The sequence below is a fragment of the Methylobacterium sp. Leaf113 genome (genome assembly GCF_001423325.1).
Lineage (GTDB): Bacteria > Pseudomonadota > Alphaproteobacteria > Rhizobiales > Beijerinckiaceae > Methylobacterium.
Genome location: NZ_LMNJ01000023.1, coordinates 287,746 through 302,355, shown reverse-complemented (window position 1 = coordinate 302,355; position 14,610 = coordinate 287,746). Strand labels below are relative to the sequence as shown.

At 65.8% G+C, this 14,610-nt stretch carries 11 protein-coding genes and 3 pseudogenes; 4 read left to right on the top strand and 10 right to left on the bottom strand.

The features are described from left to right. The 5 genes and pseudogenes from ASF60_RS15410 to ASF60_RS15395 all read right to left on the bottom strand — a co-directional run. A pseudogene (locus ASF60_RS15410) lies at positions 1-315 on the bottom strand (transposase); the annotation flags it as partial. 1 nt (position 316) lies between these two features. Then, positions 317-573: pseudogene (locus ASF60_RS25735) on the bottom strand (transposase); the annotation flags it as partial. A gap of 84 nt (positions 574-657) precedes the next feature. Then, positions 658-805: pseudogene (locus ASF60_RS26230) on the bottom strand (transposase); the annotation flags it as partial. A gap of 393 nt (positions 806-1,198) precedes the next feature. Continuing rightward, positions 1,199-1,531 carry a hypothetical protein gene (locus tag ASF60_RS15400; protein ID WP_056186571.1) on the bottom strand — a complete coding sequence of 111 codons (333 nt, stop codon included), beginning with the start codon at positions 1,529-1,531 and terminating at the stop codon, positions 1,199-1,201. Between the two features lie 233 nt (positions 1,532-1,764). Continuing rightward, entirely contained in the window at positions 1,765-3,387 is a 1,623-nt protein-coding gene (locus tag ASF60_RS15395) for an ABC-F family ATP-binding cassette domain-containing protein (RefSeq protein ID WP_056186567.1), read from the bottom strand. Positions 3,388-3,558: 171 nt separating this feature from the next. Here ASF60_RS15395 and ASF60_RS15390 point away from each other — a divergent pair, with 171 nt between their 5' ends. The 3 genes from ASF60_RS15390 to ASF60_RS15380 are packed head-to-tail and all read left to right on the top strand — an operon-like array spanning position 3,559 to position 6,954. Further along, complete coding sequence (locus ASF60_RS15390) at positions 3,559-5,442, top strand: MHYT domain-containing protein (RefSeq protein WP_056186562.1); 1,884 nt, start codon at positions 3,559-3,561, stop codon at positions 5,440-5,442. Positions 5,443-5,477: 35 nt separating this feature from the next. After that, entirely contained in the window at positions 5,478-5,891 is a 414-nt protein-coding gene (locus tag ASF60_RS15385) for a response regulator (RefSeq protein ID WP_056186660.1), read from the top strand. Positions 5,892-5,904: 13 nt separating this feature from the next. Beyond that, positions 5,905-6,954 carry a sensor histidine kinase gene (locus tag ASF60_RS15380; RefSeq protein WP_056186560.1) on the top strand — a complete coding sequence of 350 codons (1,050 nt, stop codon included), beginning with the start codon at positions 5,905-5,907 and terminating at the stop codon, positions 6,952-6,954. A 6-nt stretch (positions 6,955-6,960) separates the two neighbouring features. Here the strand turns inward: ASF60_RS15380 and ASF60_RS15375 are convergent, their stop codons facing one another. The 3 genes from ASF60_RS15375 to ASF60_RS15365 all read right to left on the bottom strand — a co-directional run bounded on the left by ASF60_RS15375 (position 6,961) and on the right by ASF60_RS15365 (position 11,154). Next, complete coding sequence (locus tag ASF60_RS15375) at positions 6,961-8,430, bottom strand: FAD-binding oxidoreductase (RefSeq protein WP_056186557.1); 1,470 nt, start codon at positions 8,428-8,430, stop codon at positions 6,961-6,963. Between the two features lie 242 nt (positions 8,431-8,672). Beyond that, a complete protein-coding gene (locus tag ASF60_RS15370) occupies positions 8,673-10,454 on the bottom strand; it encodes a putative bifunctional diguanylate cyclase/phosphodiesterase (protein ID WP_056186553.1) in 1,782 nt (593 codons plus the stop codon). A 349-nt stretch (positions 10,455-10,803) separates the two neighbouring features. Then, positions 10,804-11,154 carry a hypothetical protein gene (locus tag ASF60_RS15365; protein WP_056186550.1) on the bottom strand — a complete coding sequence of 117 codons (351 nt, stop codon included), beginning with the start codon at positions 11,152-11,154 and terminating at the stop codon, positions 10,804-10,806. 485 nt (positions 11,155-11,639) lie between these two features. Here ASF60_RS15365 and ASF60_RS15360 point away from each other — a divergent pair, with 485 nt between their 5' ends. Continuing rightward, complete coding sequence (locus tag ASF60_RS15360) at positions 11,640-12,902, top strand: D-serine ammonia-lyase (protein WP_056186549.1); 1,263 nt, start codon at positions 11,640-11,642, stop codon at positions 12,900-12,902. A 161-nt stretch (positions 12,903-13,063) separates the two neighbouring features. Here the strand turns inward: ASF60_RS15360 and ASF60_RS15355 are convergent, their stop codons facing one another. Together ASF60_RS15355 and ASF60_RS15350 are read right to left on the bottom strand one after the other, a co-directional pair. Continuing rightward, positions 13,064-14,023, bottom strand: a complete 960-nt coding sequence (locus tag ASF60_RS15355; protein ID WP_056186547.1) for an aliphatic sulfonate ABC transporter substrate-binding protein — start codon at positions 14,021-14,023, stop codon at positions 13,064-13,066. A gap of 48 nt (positions 14,024-14,071) precedes the next feature. Further along, positions 14,072-14,602, bottom strand: coding sequence for a cupin domain-containing protein (locus ASF60_RS15350; RefSeq protein WP_056186544.1), 531 nt, complete (start codon positions 14,600-14,602; stop codon positions 14,072-14,074). Between the last annotated feature and the right edge of the window lie 8 nt (positions 14,603-14,610).

The following is a 14,610-nucleotide window of genomic DNA, read 5'->3' as shown; positions in this document are numbered from 1 at the left end:
TCTTCCGCTTGCGGCCGCGCTTGCCGGGGATGATCGGCGTGATGCCTTTTTCCCGCAGGTCGGCCCGGAGCCAGTCGGCGTCGTAGCCCTTGTCGGCGGCCAAGCGACGGACCCGACCGGGAGCCTCGGCGAGTACGGCTGGGGCGGTGGCGACGTCGCTGGCGTTGCCAGGCGTCAGCAGAAGGACGCCKGGGCGGCCGAGGACATCGGTGAGGGCGTGGATCTTGGTCGTCTGGCCGCCACGCGACGGGCCGATGCCTTGCGTACGAGCCCCCCTTTACCGCCATGCGCCGAGCGGTGCGCCTTGACGTAGGTNGAGGGCGTGGATCTTGGTCGTCTGGCCGCCACGCGACGGGCCGATGCCTTGCGTACGAGCCCCCCTTTACCGCCATGCGCCGAGCGGTGCGCCTTGACGTAGGTGCTGTCGATAGCGGCCGCCTCGCCCGCCCATCCGCTCTTGGCCAGCGCCCTCAACATCGCCCGCCAAAAGCCGCGGCGGGACCAGCGATTGAAGCGGTTGTAGACGGTCGTGCGCGGACCATACGCGGCCGGGCAGTCGCGCCAGCGGCAGCCNCATCGCCCGCCAAAAGCCGCGGCGGGACCAGCGATTGAAGCGGTTGTAGACGGTCGTGCGCGGACCATACGCGGCCGGGCAGTCGCGCCAGCGGCAGCCCGAGGTCAGCACGTGCAGGATGCCGGAAATGACCTGCCGATCGTCGTTCCGTTCCGGCCCGGGCTGGTTCTTGGGCATAAACGGTTCCATCACCGCCCACTGCTCATCCGAGAGCCAGAACAGGTCCGCCATCGCCGCCTCCGTGCTGCAAACGGCGGCTCTGAATCACAAAACCAGAATGCCAGAACAGGTCCGCCATCGCCGCCTCCGTGCTGCAAACGGCGGCTCTGAATCACAAAACCAGAATTCTCGCAACGTCTTGGTTCGGTTCACACCCTAATCGATGGGTGCTGCATTTCTACGAGCTGGTTGCCTCGCTACGCGAACCCAGTCCCACAAAATCTCCATGCGATTTAGGTGGATTGAGCCGACAGCAATCGAGAAGCCTTCTCAAGCAGATGCATTCCGGTCAAGTCGTGGGTCGGGTCTCGCCCGAGCAGACACGTTGCCGCTGTCGCGACAGTTGTGCTGGCAAAGCAGTACGGCCCGCAACCAGCGGGCCGGTCGATGAGCAGCGCCGACCAATCAGTTATTGCTGGTCAGCGCAGCCTTCGACACCGGCAACTCGGGCGGTGTGGCATCCGCGATCTGGCCGGTAGTCCGGTGGGGGGGCTGGGCGGTCATCAAGTCTACACTGATCTGGATCGTCAGCATAAACAACAGCGCCACGACCAGCGCCTGCGCGGCCCGCTGGAACGGACGGGCGGATAAACGAACGGACGCCTCCAGTCGATCGGCATCCATCGACGCGGAGGCGATCCGGTCGGAGATCGGGAGAAGCCACGGCTCACTCGGAAGAGCCTGAAGCCCTCCCATTTCATGAGCGCCCGGCAGGTTCTGGAACAGTCCGCTGGACATATCCGTACTCCTGGTTGGTGAGTGGCAGCCCAGTGTGGAAGGCTGATCGTTCATGTTCAGTTAATATGACCTTTTGTTCATTTCAAGTTCAGGGTCGGAACACGCTGCTCCACCTCCCCATTCTTTCGCATGCATGACCCGCAAGCAGGCTTCCGCGTACCAAATTTCCCCGACGAGTATCGTTCTGAGCCGAACGTCAGAATCCGTGTAATGACATGGTTCGGTGCGTGGACTTAGCTGCGCAGCCCCGGTGCCTCCTGGCCCGTCCGTGCGACGTACTCGGTGTAACCGCCGCCGTACTGATGGATGCCGTCCGGCGTCAGTTCCAGGACCCGGTTCGATAGGGCTGCAAGGAAGTGCCTGTCGTGGCTCACGAACAGCATCGTACCCTCATAGTTCGCGAGTGCCGCGATGAGCATCTCCTTGGTGCCCATATCGAGGTGGTTCGTGGGCTCGTCGAGGACGAGAAAGTTCGGCGGATCGTAGAGCATCCGGGCCATGACGAGGCGGGCCTTTTCTCCACCCGAGAGCACCCGACAGCGCTTCTCGACATCGTCGCCTGAGAAACCGAAACACCCAGCAAGCGCCCGCAGGGAGCCCTGACCCGCCTGCGGAAAGGCATCTTCCAAGAAGCCGAAGACCGTCCGGTCCCCGTCGAGGACATCCATGGCATGCTGGGCAAAGTAGCCAAGCTTCACGCTGCCGCCGACCGCGACGCTGCCGTCATCGGGCGTGGCGGTTCCGGTGACGAGCTTCAAGAGCGTCGACTTGCCGGCGCCGTTGATACCCATCACGCACCAGCGCTCACGCCGGCGGATCGAGAAATCCAGGCCGTCGTAAATGGTTCGGCTGCCGTACCGCTTGTGTACGTTCTTGAGCATGACGACGTCGTCGCCGGACCGCGGGGCGGGTAGGAACTCGAAGGCAACGCTCTGGCGGCGCTTCGGCGGCTCGACCCGCTCGATCTTGTCGAGCTTCTTCACCCGGCTCTGTACCTGGGCGGCGTGGGAAGCCCGGGCCTTGAAGCGTTCGATGAATTTGATCTCTTTCGCCAGCATCGCCTGCTGGCGCTCGAACTGGGCCTGTTGCTGCGTCTCGTTCAACGCCCGCTGCTGCTCGTAGAAGATGTAGTCACCCGAATAGGTGGTGAGCTGCCCGCCATCGATCTCGACGATCTTCGTAACGATGCGGTTCATGAACTCGCGGTCGTGCGAGGTCATCAGCAAGGCGCCCTCATAGCCCTTGAGAAAGGCTTCGAGCCAGATCAGGCTTTCCAAATCCAGGTGATTGCTTGGCTCGTCGAGGAGCATGACGTCGGGGTTCATCAGGAGGATACGAGCGAGCGCCACGCGCATCTTCCAGCCACCGGAGAGCTTGCCGACATCGCCGTCCATCATCTCCTGGGAGAAGCTGAGGCCCGCCAGAACTTCGTAGGCGCGGCCCTCCAGGGCATAGCCGTCGAGTTCTTCGAAGCGCGCCTGCACTTCGCCGTAGCGCTCGATCAGCGCTTCCATCTCATCGGCTCGGTCCGGATCTGCGAGCGCCTGCTCGACCTCCTTCAACTCGGCTCCGATCTCGCTGACGGGACCGGCGCCGTTCATCACCTCGGAGACGACGGTACGGCCGGACATCTCCCCCACATCCTGACTGAAATACCCGATGGAGATGCCGCGGTCGGAAGCGACTTGGCCCTCGTCAGGCTGCTCCTCGCCGGTGATCATCCGGAACAGGGTCGTCTTGCCGGCGCCGTTTGGGCCGACAAGGCCGACCTTCTCGCCTTTCTGTAGGGCGGCCGACGCCTCGATGAAGACGATCTGGCGGCCGTTCTGCTTACCGATTTTTTCGAGGCGGATCATGGGGTCACGGAAGTTTTGGCGGATGCAGCGGCCTTACGGCATGCTGCCCGCAAACGGTAGTGCAAGGCGGCACCGCGCCGGAACTCCGGACATCTGAAACCCTGATGGTTCCTGGCGTCCGAACGGGATAGGCTGACACATCCTTCCGCAGAATGGTTGTCCGCCCCAACGATGGTTCACACCGGCTATAACCCGGCGCTCGTCGCGCTGTCCGTCACCATCGCGATCTTCGCATCCTACACGGCACTCGATCTCGTGAGCCGCGCGCGGGGTGCGGCAAGCCGAAGACGCCACGTCTGGATCGCTGCCGCTGCAGCCGCGATGGGCGGAGGAATCTGGTCGATGCATTTCGTCGGAATGCTGGCGTTCGAGATGGGAATGCCGGCTGCATACGATCTTGGAACGACCCTCCTGTCGCTGGCTCTTGCCGTTGCCTGCACCGGCGCCGGTTTCGCCTGGATCAGCCGGCGAGGGGCAACAAGACAAGACCTGCTCATCGCTGGCCCCGTGATGGGACTTGGGGTCGCGGCGATGCACTACACGGGTATGGCCGCGATGCACGTCCCCGGAAATCTTGCCTATGATTGGCGCCTCGTCGGGATATCGGTCGCCATCGCGATCACGGCGGCGACGGCAGCGCTGTGGCTGACTTTGCGCCAGAACAGTGTGTGGCAGACGCTCATCGCGGCCAGTGTCATGGGCATCGCAGTCGCCGGCATGCACTACACCGGGATGGCGGCGGCCACGTTCACCGCCGAGGCCGCCGGCGCCCAGGCGGCGCACATTACAGACCTGGGTCAAGGCCAACAGAACCTCGCCCTTGCGGTGGCGGGCGCGACCTTCCTGATCCTGTTCCTGGCGATGCTGGCTTCGTCGTTCGACCAGCAACGGGTGCAAGAGGAACTCCGCGGCAGCGAGGCCCGCTTTCGTGCGGCCATCCAGGCCGTGCGCGGAGTTCTTTGGACCAATGATGCCGAGGGCAGGATGATCGGCGAACAGCCGGGCTGGAGCGCCATTACGGGGCAGAGCCCAACCGAGTACGCGGGTTACGGCTGGGCGAATGCCGTACATCCCGACGATTCCCAAGCCAGTATCGAAGCTTGGAACGAAACGGTGAGGGCACGCAGGACCTTCGTCCACGAACACCGGGTGCGCATCGCCGATGGCAGTTACCGCCATTATGCCATTCGCGCGGTGCCAGTGACGAACGGCGATGGTTCGATACGGGAATGGGTCGGCGTCCATACCGACATCACCGAGCAGCGCCAAGCCGAGGCGGAACTGCGCGAATCGAACGAGGAGATCCAGCGTTACGCCTACATCGTCAGCCATGACCTCCGGGCGCCCCTGGTGAACGTGATGGGCTTCACCAGCGAGTTGGAGGCGACGCGGGCAGACGTCGGCGCCGCCCTCCAGGGGCATCCACAATCGGCCCGGATCGATGCTGATTTTGGCGAAGCGCTCGGCTTCATCCAGGCGGCCGTGACACGAATGGAGCGGCTCATCGCGGCAATCCTGAAGTTGTCCCGCGAGGGGCGGCGCAGTTTTAAGCCCGAACGCCTCGACATGACGAGCCTCCTCCAGCGCCTCGCCGCCGCACAGCAGCATCAGATCGAGCAAGCGGGCGCGCGGGTGATCGTCGCCCCGAACCTGCCTCACCTCGTCGCCGACCGGCTCGCCATCGAGCAGATTTTCGGCAACCTGATTGATAATGCTGTGAAATATCTCGACCCGGCTCGGCCGGGACGCATCGAGATTACGGCTGAGGCCCTCGGCGGCGGCCGGATCCGCTACCGCATCGCGGATAACGGCCGGGGCATCGCCGAACGGGATCACGCCCGGGTGTTCGAGTTGTTCCGGCGGTCCGGCGCTCAAGATCGGCCCGGGGAAGGGATCGGCCTCGCTCATGTGAAGGCGCTGGTTCGCTCTCTCGGCGGCCGTATCGAGGTCGCGTCGGAACTGGGAATCAGCACAACCTTCAGCGTGACGCTGCCCCGCGAGACCGCTACAGGTCAGGGACAGAACGGGTCGCCGATGCGGCTCGCTGCCGAATAGGGGTGGAGCGAAGCGTGAACGCCGTCGAAATCGTCATGATCGAGGACGATGAGGGCCATGCGCGCCTGATCGAGCGCAACATCCGTCGCGCCGGCGTGAACAATACGATCCTGCCGTTCCAGGACGGCACCTCGGCACTGCACTACCTGTTGGGTGCGGACGGATCCGGCGAGGTCAGCGCCAAGCGGCACCTGCTCATCCTGCTCGATCTGAACTTGCCCGACATGACAGGTATCGACATCCTCGAGAAGGTAAAGGCGAACCCGCATACCAAACGCTCGCCAGTCGTGGTCCTGACTACCACGGATGACCAGCGCGAGATCCAGCGCTGCTACGATCTCGGAGCCAACGTCTACATCACCAAGCCGGTGAACTACGAGGGCTTCGCCAACGCTATTCGGCAGCTCGGGCTGTTCTTCTCGGTCATGCAGGTCCCAGAAAATCCATGAAGCCTTCGCTTCCATGACCGCACCGACGCCCCCAGGCCGCGGTCGCGTCCTCTACATCGACGACGACCCTGGTCTGGGGCGGCTCGTGCAACGCGCATTGCAGGCGCGGGGCTACGCTGTAGACCTCGCACTCGATGGCGATAGCGGCCTCCGGCGCCTGGCTCAGGGCGATATCGACGTGGTGGCCCTCGATCATCATATGCCCGGGCAGACCGGCCTCGACATCCTCCCCTGCATCCGTGCCCTGCCGGAGGCGCCGCCGGTGGTCTACGTGACGGGATCGGAGGACAGTCGGGTCGCGGTGGCAGCCCTGAAGGCGGGTGCCGTCGATTACGTCTGGAAGGACCTGCAGGGCCAGTTCCGCGAACTCCTGGGCGAAGCGGTGGATACGGCCCTACGTCAGGAGGCATTGCGGCGCGACAAGGAGCGTGCGGAACGCGAAGTCCGGGAAGCACGGGACCGGGCCGAAATCATGTTGCGGGAGGTGAATCACCGGGTGGCGAACTCGCTGGCGCTGGTGGCGGCCCTGACCCACATGCAGACCAACGCGGTCACCGATCCGGCGGCCAAGGCGGCGCTGCGGGAGATGCAGGCGCGGATTTCGGCGATCGCCGGTATCCACCGGCGGCTTTACACCTCCGATGACGTCGAGGCCGTCGATCTCGACGCCTACCTGGCGAGCCTGGTCGAGGAGCTTCAAGCGGCGATGAAGGCGGCCGGGCGCGACCATGCCATCCGCCTCGACGCGGCGCCGATCCGGCTCGCGACGGACAAGGCGGTGTCGGTGGGAGTCGTCGTCACGGAACTCGTGACCAACGCCTACAAGTACGCCTATCCACCTGAAATACCTGGAGAAATCCGGGTCTCGATCGCCCGCCAGGGTCCTGCCGGCCTGACCCTGACGGTGGAGGATGACGGCATCGGCTGGACCGGCGAGGGACAGCCGAGGGGGACCGGCCTCGGCTCCCGCATCGTCAAGGCGATGGCGGCGAACCTGCGATCGGCCCTGGTCTATGGCACCGGAGGCGCGGGAACCCGGGCGACGCTGTCGTTCCAAGGGTGAGCCGGTTCAGACCAAGGCGCCAGCGTTCATGATCCCGTCCGGGTCCAGAGCGTGCTTCAGGGCCCCGATCAGACGAAGCCGGGCCGGATCGGAATAGCGCTCCAGCAGGTCGCGCTTGAAGCGACCGATCCCGTATTCGGCGCTGTAGCTGCCGCCGTATTCCAGCGCGATCGCGTAGAGGTCACGGGCAAAACCGGCCTCGATCATGCGCGTGAACGCGAGCCGATCCTGACCCGGCGGCACGACGAGATTGTAATGCAGATTGCCGTCGCCGACATGGCCGTAGACGGAGAGGCGCACCTCGGGCAGGCGCTCGGCTAGCAGAACGGCGGCGCTGGCGAGGAAGTCGGTCAGCCGCGAGATCGGCAGGGCGATATCGTGCTTGACCGAGCCGCCGGCATGCTTCTCCCCCTCGGGGATCGATTCGCGCACCGCCCAAAAGGCGCGGCGCTGCGCCTCCGATTGGGCAAGGACCGCGTCGGTGACCCAGCCGCGCTCCATCAGGGTTTCGAGGCAGCCCATCAGCACGTCGTCGAGGGGGATGCGGTTGGAGGAGGCGGTGAGTTCCAGGAGCACGGCCCCGCCGGGCCCCGCCCTCAACCCGATCTCGCCGCCGCGCAGATCGGCGACGAGGCCGAGGGAGGAAGCCGAGATCAGTTCGAAGGTCGAGGCGAGGTCCGAGGTCTCCCGGCGCACGGTCGCGGCCATGTCCGGGATCGGCGCGCCGGCGGCGAGTTCGAGCCAGGCGGTGGCGCGCTGCGTTTGCGCCGGCCAGAGCTTGAGCACCACGCCGGTGATGATGCCCAGGGTTCCCTCGGCGCCGATGAAGAGTTGCTTCAGGTCGTAGCCGATGTTGTTCTTGCGCAGGGTCCGCATGTCGGAGAACAACGTTCCGTCCGGCAGCACAACTTCGAGGCCGAGGACGAGGTCGCGGGCCATGCCGTAGCGCAGGACCTGGAGCCCGCCCGCATTGGTGCCGAGATTGCCGCCGAGGCGACAGCTTCCTTCGGAGCCAAGGCTGAGCGGCAGGAACAGCCCATCCGCCTCGGCCGCCTTCTGGGCGTCCGCCAGGATCGTTCCGGCATCGCAAGCTAGGGTGAAGTTCAACGGATCGACGGCACGGATGCGGGTCATCCGCTCCAGGCTGACCACCAGCTGGCGCCGGCCGGGTTCCGGCGTCGCTCCACCGACATAGCCCGTGTTGCCGCCCTGGGGCACCAGGCCGAACCCGCCTGCGCGGGCGAGCCCGACGAGGGCCTGGACCTCCGCGACGCTGCGCGGGCGCAAGACGGCCGGGGTCTCGCCCTGCATCAGGTCGCGGTGGTCGCGCGTGTACCGGGCGGTCATTCCCGGATCGCTGAGGACTCCGCCGACCCCGAGCACGGCTTCGAACGGGGCCAGGTCGTCGCGATTGGGGTCGTCGCGATTGGGGGCATCGCCATTGCGGGCGTCGCGGTTCGACAGGGACTCCGACATGGGGCAGGGCTCTTCGTGGCTGGCGTCGCATCGGGTCGGCCGGTGCGGACGGACCATGTCGTGCGGCCGCGCGGAAGGGAAGCGTGCTTCCTCGCGTATCCGGCGTCCCGGCAGTTCCGGTCCTTACCGCCATTCGGACTCTTCGGAAGGCTGGAATTCGACCTTGCCCAAGTGCGCGTGGGCGCGCCGATAGCGCCCGCGAATGCCGTCTGCTTCCCGAAACGCTGAGGCATAGTTGTGATCTACGCGGCCTCGTTCCGGGAAGACACCCGCGTGGTGAGCCAATGCTGGAGATCGGCGGGGGCCAGCGGCGGCGACATCCAATAGCCCTGTGCTTCCTCACACTGCCAGGCCCGCAGGATCTCGTAGGCCTGCCCGTCCTCGACACCTTCGGCGACGACGCGGAAGCCGAGCCCACGGGACATCTCGATGAGATGCCGCACAAGCGTTTGCCCCTTGGGGTCGTCGGCAAGATCGCGCACGAACGACTGGTCGATCTTCACCAGGTCCGCGGGCAGGTGCCGTAAGTAGGAAAGACTGCTGTAGCCGGTTCCGAAATCGTCGATGGCCACACGGATGCCCGCGCTTCGGATGGCCCGAAGCTGCTCCTCGACATGCATCCGGTTCTTGATCAGTGCGCTCTCGGTCACTTCAATCTCGAAGGCTGAGGGACGAATGCCGGCCTTTCGCAATTGCCCGATGAGGTCGGTCGCGAACTCGGATTGGTCCAAATTCGCCACCGAGACATTGACCGAGATGGCCAAGTCGATGGCCATGTTTCGCCAGGCGACGATCTGCCGAATGGCTTCGGCCATCACCCAGGCCGTGAGCGGACCGGCCAGATCGGTCTGTTCGACGAGCGGAATGAATTCGCCCGGTGAGACGGCGCCGAGTTCCGGGTGCTGCCAGCGAAGCAGTGCCTCGGCGCCGATGCAGTCTCCGGTGCTCAGAGCGATGCGCGGCTGATAGACGAGCGACAGTTCCTGGCCGGAAACGAGCGCCGTACGCATGTCGCTCAGCAGCCGGAAGCGCCGCCGATGGTGATCGTCGGCGACCATCGAATAGGTGCTGACGGAATGGCCCGTGAGACGCGCCTCCTGGGCTGCGTTGTGAGCCATTCGGATCGCATCTTCGGCAAGATGTTGGCCGACCGCCAGCGGCGCGACCCCGATGACCGGGTTCAGCGCAATCCGCACCGGGGCCGAACTTAGGTGGTTGTGCAGCGTGCCAGCCAAGTTCCCGAGACGATCCTCGAACATGGCCTCGCCGTGAAATGACGGGACAATCCATGCGAATTGGGCTGCCCCGACATGATAGACCTGTGTGCTCAGCCCAAGATTGCTGGAAATCACCCGGGTTGCCTCTCGCATGAGGTCTTCGATGACCCCGACACCCAGGACCCGTAACGCATCCGACATCTTGAGGGCGTCCATGACCTCAACCAGCGCGAGGTGACGCAGCCCTCCGTTTCCCGTGGCCGCCTGATCGTGAAGGTCCTCGAGCAGTTGATGCCGGTTCGGCAGCCCCGTGATCGCATCGACACGGCCGAACGCGTGCTGAAGTTCGACCTGCGCCATGACCATGGCGGCCAGATCGATGAGCACCGCCTGTTCCTGCTGGGAAACCTGGCGCGGCTCCGGACCGAGAACACACATGGCCCCGAGGCAGAACCCTTCGCGTGTGGTCAGCGGAGCACCTGCGTAGAATCGAATCCCGGATCGCGCCAGGAGGCTGCCTCGATAACTGGGATGCTCCATCAGGTCGGGAATCACCAGGGAACCGGACGTGTCCGCCACCTCAGCGCAGGGCGCGCGATCCCGGGGAATCGTCCAGTGATCGACGCCGACCCGGGATTTGAACCATTGCCGATCGCTGTCCGTCAGTGAAATGGCGGCGATCGGGAGATCGAACAGCTGGCTCGCCATTCGGGTGATGCGATCGAAGCTTTCGGCAGGAGGCGTATCGAGGAGCCTCAGTTGCTTAAGAGCATGAAGCCGTTCGTCTTCGGATTTAAGGGTCGCCATTGCCTAACTCATGTTAGTATTGCAGCGATGTTAGCGGCCAAATACGAACGCGAAACTAATGCTTTAGGCGAGTTCTACCCTCCTGACGGCTCTGTGCGCTTGCGCCACACCTCAATTGCGGATCGCAGGAGCGCCGTCATCGCGTCGTCATGGCGCCGCATCGGCGGCGGCTGATTCCCCTATTCCCGGCGGCCATCGTCCCGGCGGGTCCATCGGAAATACGACGTCCGAGGCGGCCGCCGCTCGGACGAGCGCCGGTCGATTCCGTCGGGACAGCATGGTTCGGCCTCGCCCCCGTGCCGCGCAGGTCCGCCGATCCGGAATAGGCACCGATCAGGCGGATGCCGGATCACTCCACATGGACCGCGAGTTTCATCTTGGGGTGCACGCCACACAGGACGATGAAGTCGCCCCGCTGCGGAAACATCATCGTGGTGCGGCTGCCGGGCGCCTGGTCGCCGAAGTCGCGCCGAACGCCATCGGCCTCGATATAGGCGTGGTGGACGGCGGTCGCTTCCTCGTTCGACAGAACGATGGATCCCCCGGCCTGTAAGCTGACGGCCTGAAAGCCGAACCGTCGCGCTTTCTGGATGACGATGCCGGCGATGTTCGACGTCTCGGCATCGGCTTGGAGGCATCCAAGACAGCCCGTCAACGGCAGGACGAACAACCAACCGCGCCTCTTGCTCAGATCGCTCATAACCCGGCGCCGCTCTCCAACCCCTGATGCAAATCCTTCATCGAGAGCCTAAACGGTCACGGTTCCGAGATCGTTGCAATTTGGCGGATGGCAAAACATTCGTCGTTCGTAGTTGTTCGAAAGTGAATCAATCCGTCGAAACCGTTCCGTCTGGAGCTAAGGCTTTCAAATCGATGCTTCGATATCTGTAACATATATCAAGTGTGCTTCATGATCGCCTGCCATAACGTTTTTCGGAGCGAGCGTTCAGCTTGTAGGCCTGGGCTCGCCTCGTGCCCCCGGGCCCGACCACTCTCCCGGTTCAGACAGGCCGACATCACCGCGTCGATCCGGCGAAGCCGTGCGTTCAAGGAACCGAAGCGAGGAAAATTCTTCTGCCCTACGCCTCGGTCCTGTGCACCGGGTTCGACGATACGCCGCGCGTTCTCTGATATCGCTGCCATTCCGGCATCGTTGCACCGCCCCCATCCGAAAGAACGCCGCCCATGACCGATCATCCGGCAGGAATCCCGGACGCCGTGCGGGCGGGGCGTCCGACCGTATGGCGCAATCCCCATCGCCGGGCGGCGAGAGAGGTTCTGCCCGGTCTGGCGTTCGGCTTGGCCGAGGTCAGGGCGGCGGAGGCGCGCTGGCGCCGCTTCGATCCGCTGTTGGCCCGACTGTTTCCCGGATTGGAGACCGGGCGGATCGACTCGCCCTTCCTGCCGCTGGACCCGACACTCGCCGCCGAGGTCAGCGGCATCGATGCGGCGCATCTGTGGGTGAAGGCCGATCACGACCTGCCGGTGACGGGCTGCATCAAGGCGCGCGGCGGCGTCTACGAGGTGCTGGTCACGGCCGAACGGCTGGCCTTCGACCAGGGCTGGCTGCGCGAGGGCGAATCCTACGCGCGCCTCGCCGAGCCCGCGATGCGGGCCGCCTTCGGAGCCTACACGGTTGCGGTCGGCAGCACCGGCAATCTCGGCTTCAGCGTCGGCGTCATGGCCCGCGCCCTCGGCTTCCAGGTCGAGGTCCACATGTCCCACGACGCCAAGGCGTGGAAGAAGCAGCGCCTGCGCGATCTCGGCGCCCGCGTGGTCGAGCATGCAGGAGATTACGGCAGCGCGGTCGCGGCGGCGCGCGACGCCTTCGCGGGTCGGGCCGACGCGCATTTCGTCGACGACGAGAGTTCGGTCGACCTGTTCCTGGGCTATGCGGCGGCGGCCTTCGACCTCGAACGCCAGTTGGACGCGGCCGGGGTGCGTGTCGATTCCGACCACCCGCTCGTCGTCTACCTGCCGTGCGGGGTCGGGGGGGCGCCCGGCGGCGTGACCCTCGGGCTGACATTGCTGTTCGGCGATGCCGTGCACTGCGTCTTCGTCGAGCCGGTCGCCGCCCCCTGCATGCTGGTGCAACTCGCGGCCGGACTCGACCGGCCGGTCAGCGTCTACGATATCGGCCTCGACAACCGCACCGCCGCCGATGGCTTGGCGGTGTCGAGCGCCTCGCTCCTCGTGGCCGGCACCGTCGGCGGGCTCATCGCCGGCGTGGTCACGGTGGCGGATGCGGACCTGTTCACCTGGGTCCGCGCCCTGTGGCAGCGGGCCGAGATGCGCCTCGAACCCTCGGCGGCCGCCGCGTTCGCCGCCATCCGCCCAGCGCTCGCCAGCCTCCCCGAATTGCAGATTGCGACCCACGTGGTGTGGACGACCGGCGGTGCCCTGCTGCCCGAGGCCGAGTTCCGCAAGGCACTGGCGGGCGCTGCATAGGGCGAGGCGACGAGGGAGCGGCCGAACCGGCGGCGCTTGCGCGGCCGGGCGATTTTCCCTGCTACCGCGACCCCTTCGGCTTCCGGACCGCCCCGCACCCTTGCTGCTGGTTCGGGACAGACCGACCGGGTGGGTGATGACCCGGTCGGAACCGGCTCGCCTCAGAGCCCCGGCGGCGCCCAGATCGGGAGGGCGGAGGCGTCGACGGCGCGGGGCAGGAGCCCTTCGGCCCGGAACGCGTCGGCGATGGTCTGCTGCTCGGACAGGCCGGCGCGGGTGACCGGCTCGACCGCGTAGCTGCGGCGCCCGTTGGCCTGCAGCACGATGGCGGGGTCGAGCTTCCACAGGGCGCCGAGGCGCGCCGCGGCGGCCTCCGGGTTGGCCTTCACCCAGGCGCCGGTCTCGCGCAGCTTGGCGAACAGAAGGGTGAGCACGTCGGCGCGCTGTGTCGCGTAATCGGCACCCGCCAGGTAGTAGCGCTTGTACTGCGACAGGCCGGTGCCGTCGCGCAACACCCGGGCGCCGGTCTGCTGCTCGGCCGCCGACAGGAACGGGTCCCAGGCGACCCACGCCTCGACGCTGCCGCTGGCCAGCGCCGCGCGTCCGTCCGAGGGGGTGAGATAGGCCGGGCTGATCGCCTTGAAGGGCAGCGTCTCCGAGGCCAGGGCGGCGAGCAGCAGATAATGGCTGCCGGCCCCCTTAGTGACCGCGACCTTGCGCCCTTTCAGATCGGCGATGGACCGGATCGAGGACTCGGCGCCGACGAGAATCGCCTGCGCCTTGGGCGAGGCGGCTTCCTGGGCGATGTAGGTGATCCGCGCCTGGGCGGCCTGGGCGAAGATCGGCACGGTGTCGGCCACGTCCGCCGAGACGTCGATCTGCCCGGCATTGAGCGCCTCCATGATCGGAAGGCCGCTGGTGAATTCATGCCAGGAGACGGTCACGCCGAGCGGCGCCAGGGCCTTCTCCAGGGCGGAATCCTCCTTCAGGAGGGCGATCAGCGTCGAGGATTTCTGGAAGCCGATGCGGAGTTTTCCAGGCTCCGCCCGGGCGCCTCCGGGCAACAGGGCGAGGAGGCTGAGGCCGGCGGCGGCCTTCAGCGCGTGGCGACGGTCGATCATGGAGGCGTGTCTCGTTTCGTCGGAAGCATTGTGCGGAGTGCGCAGCGGTCAGGGATGCTTGTGGATCGGATCGACCCAGTGGACGGTCTCGGGGCGCTCGACCGGTTCGACATCGGTGATGTTGACCACCACGGCCTCGTTGTCGGAGCGCACCAGGACGCAGTTCAGCGGCTGGTCCGGATCGGCGTTGATCTCCTGGTGCGGCACGTAGGGCGGCACGAAGATGAAGTCGCCGGGGCCGGCCTCGGCCACGTATTCGAGCCGGTCGCCCCAGCGCAGGCGGGCGCGGCCGGAGACCACGTAGATCACGCTCTCCAGAGCGCCGTGATGATGCACTCCGGTCTTGGCGTCCGGGGCGATCGCCACCGTGCCGGCCCAGATCTTCTGGGCACCGACGCGCGCGTGGTTGATCGCCGCCTGCCGGAACATGCCGGGGGTCTGGGCGGTGTTGGGATCGAGCTTGTCGCCCGGGATCACCCGCACGCCATCGTGCTTCCAGCGATCCGCCGGGGCGGCATCGTCGTGCTCTCGGTGCATATGAGCTTGATCGGTCGGGTCGTGATCGTGGTCGCCGTGCATGTCTCGCC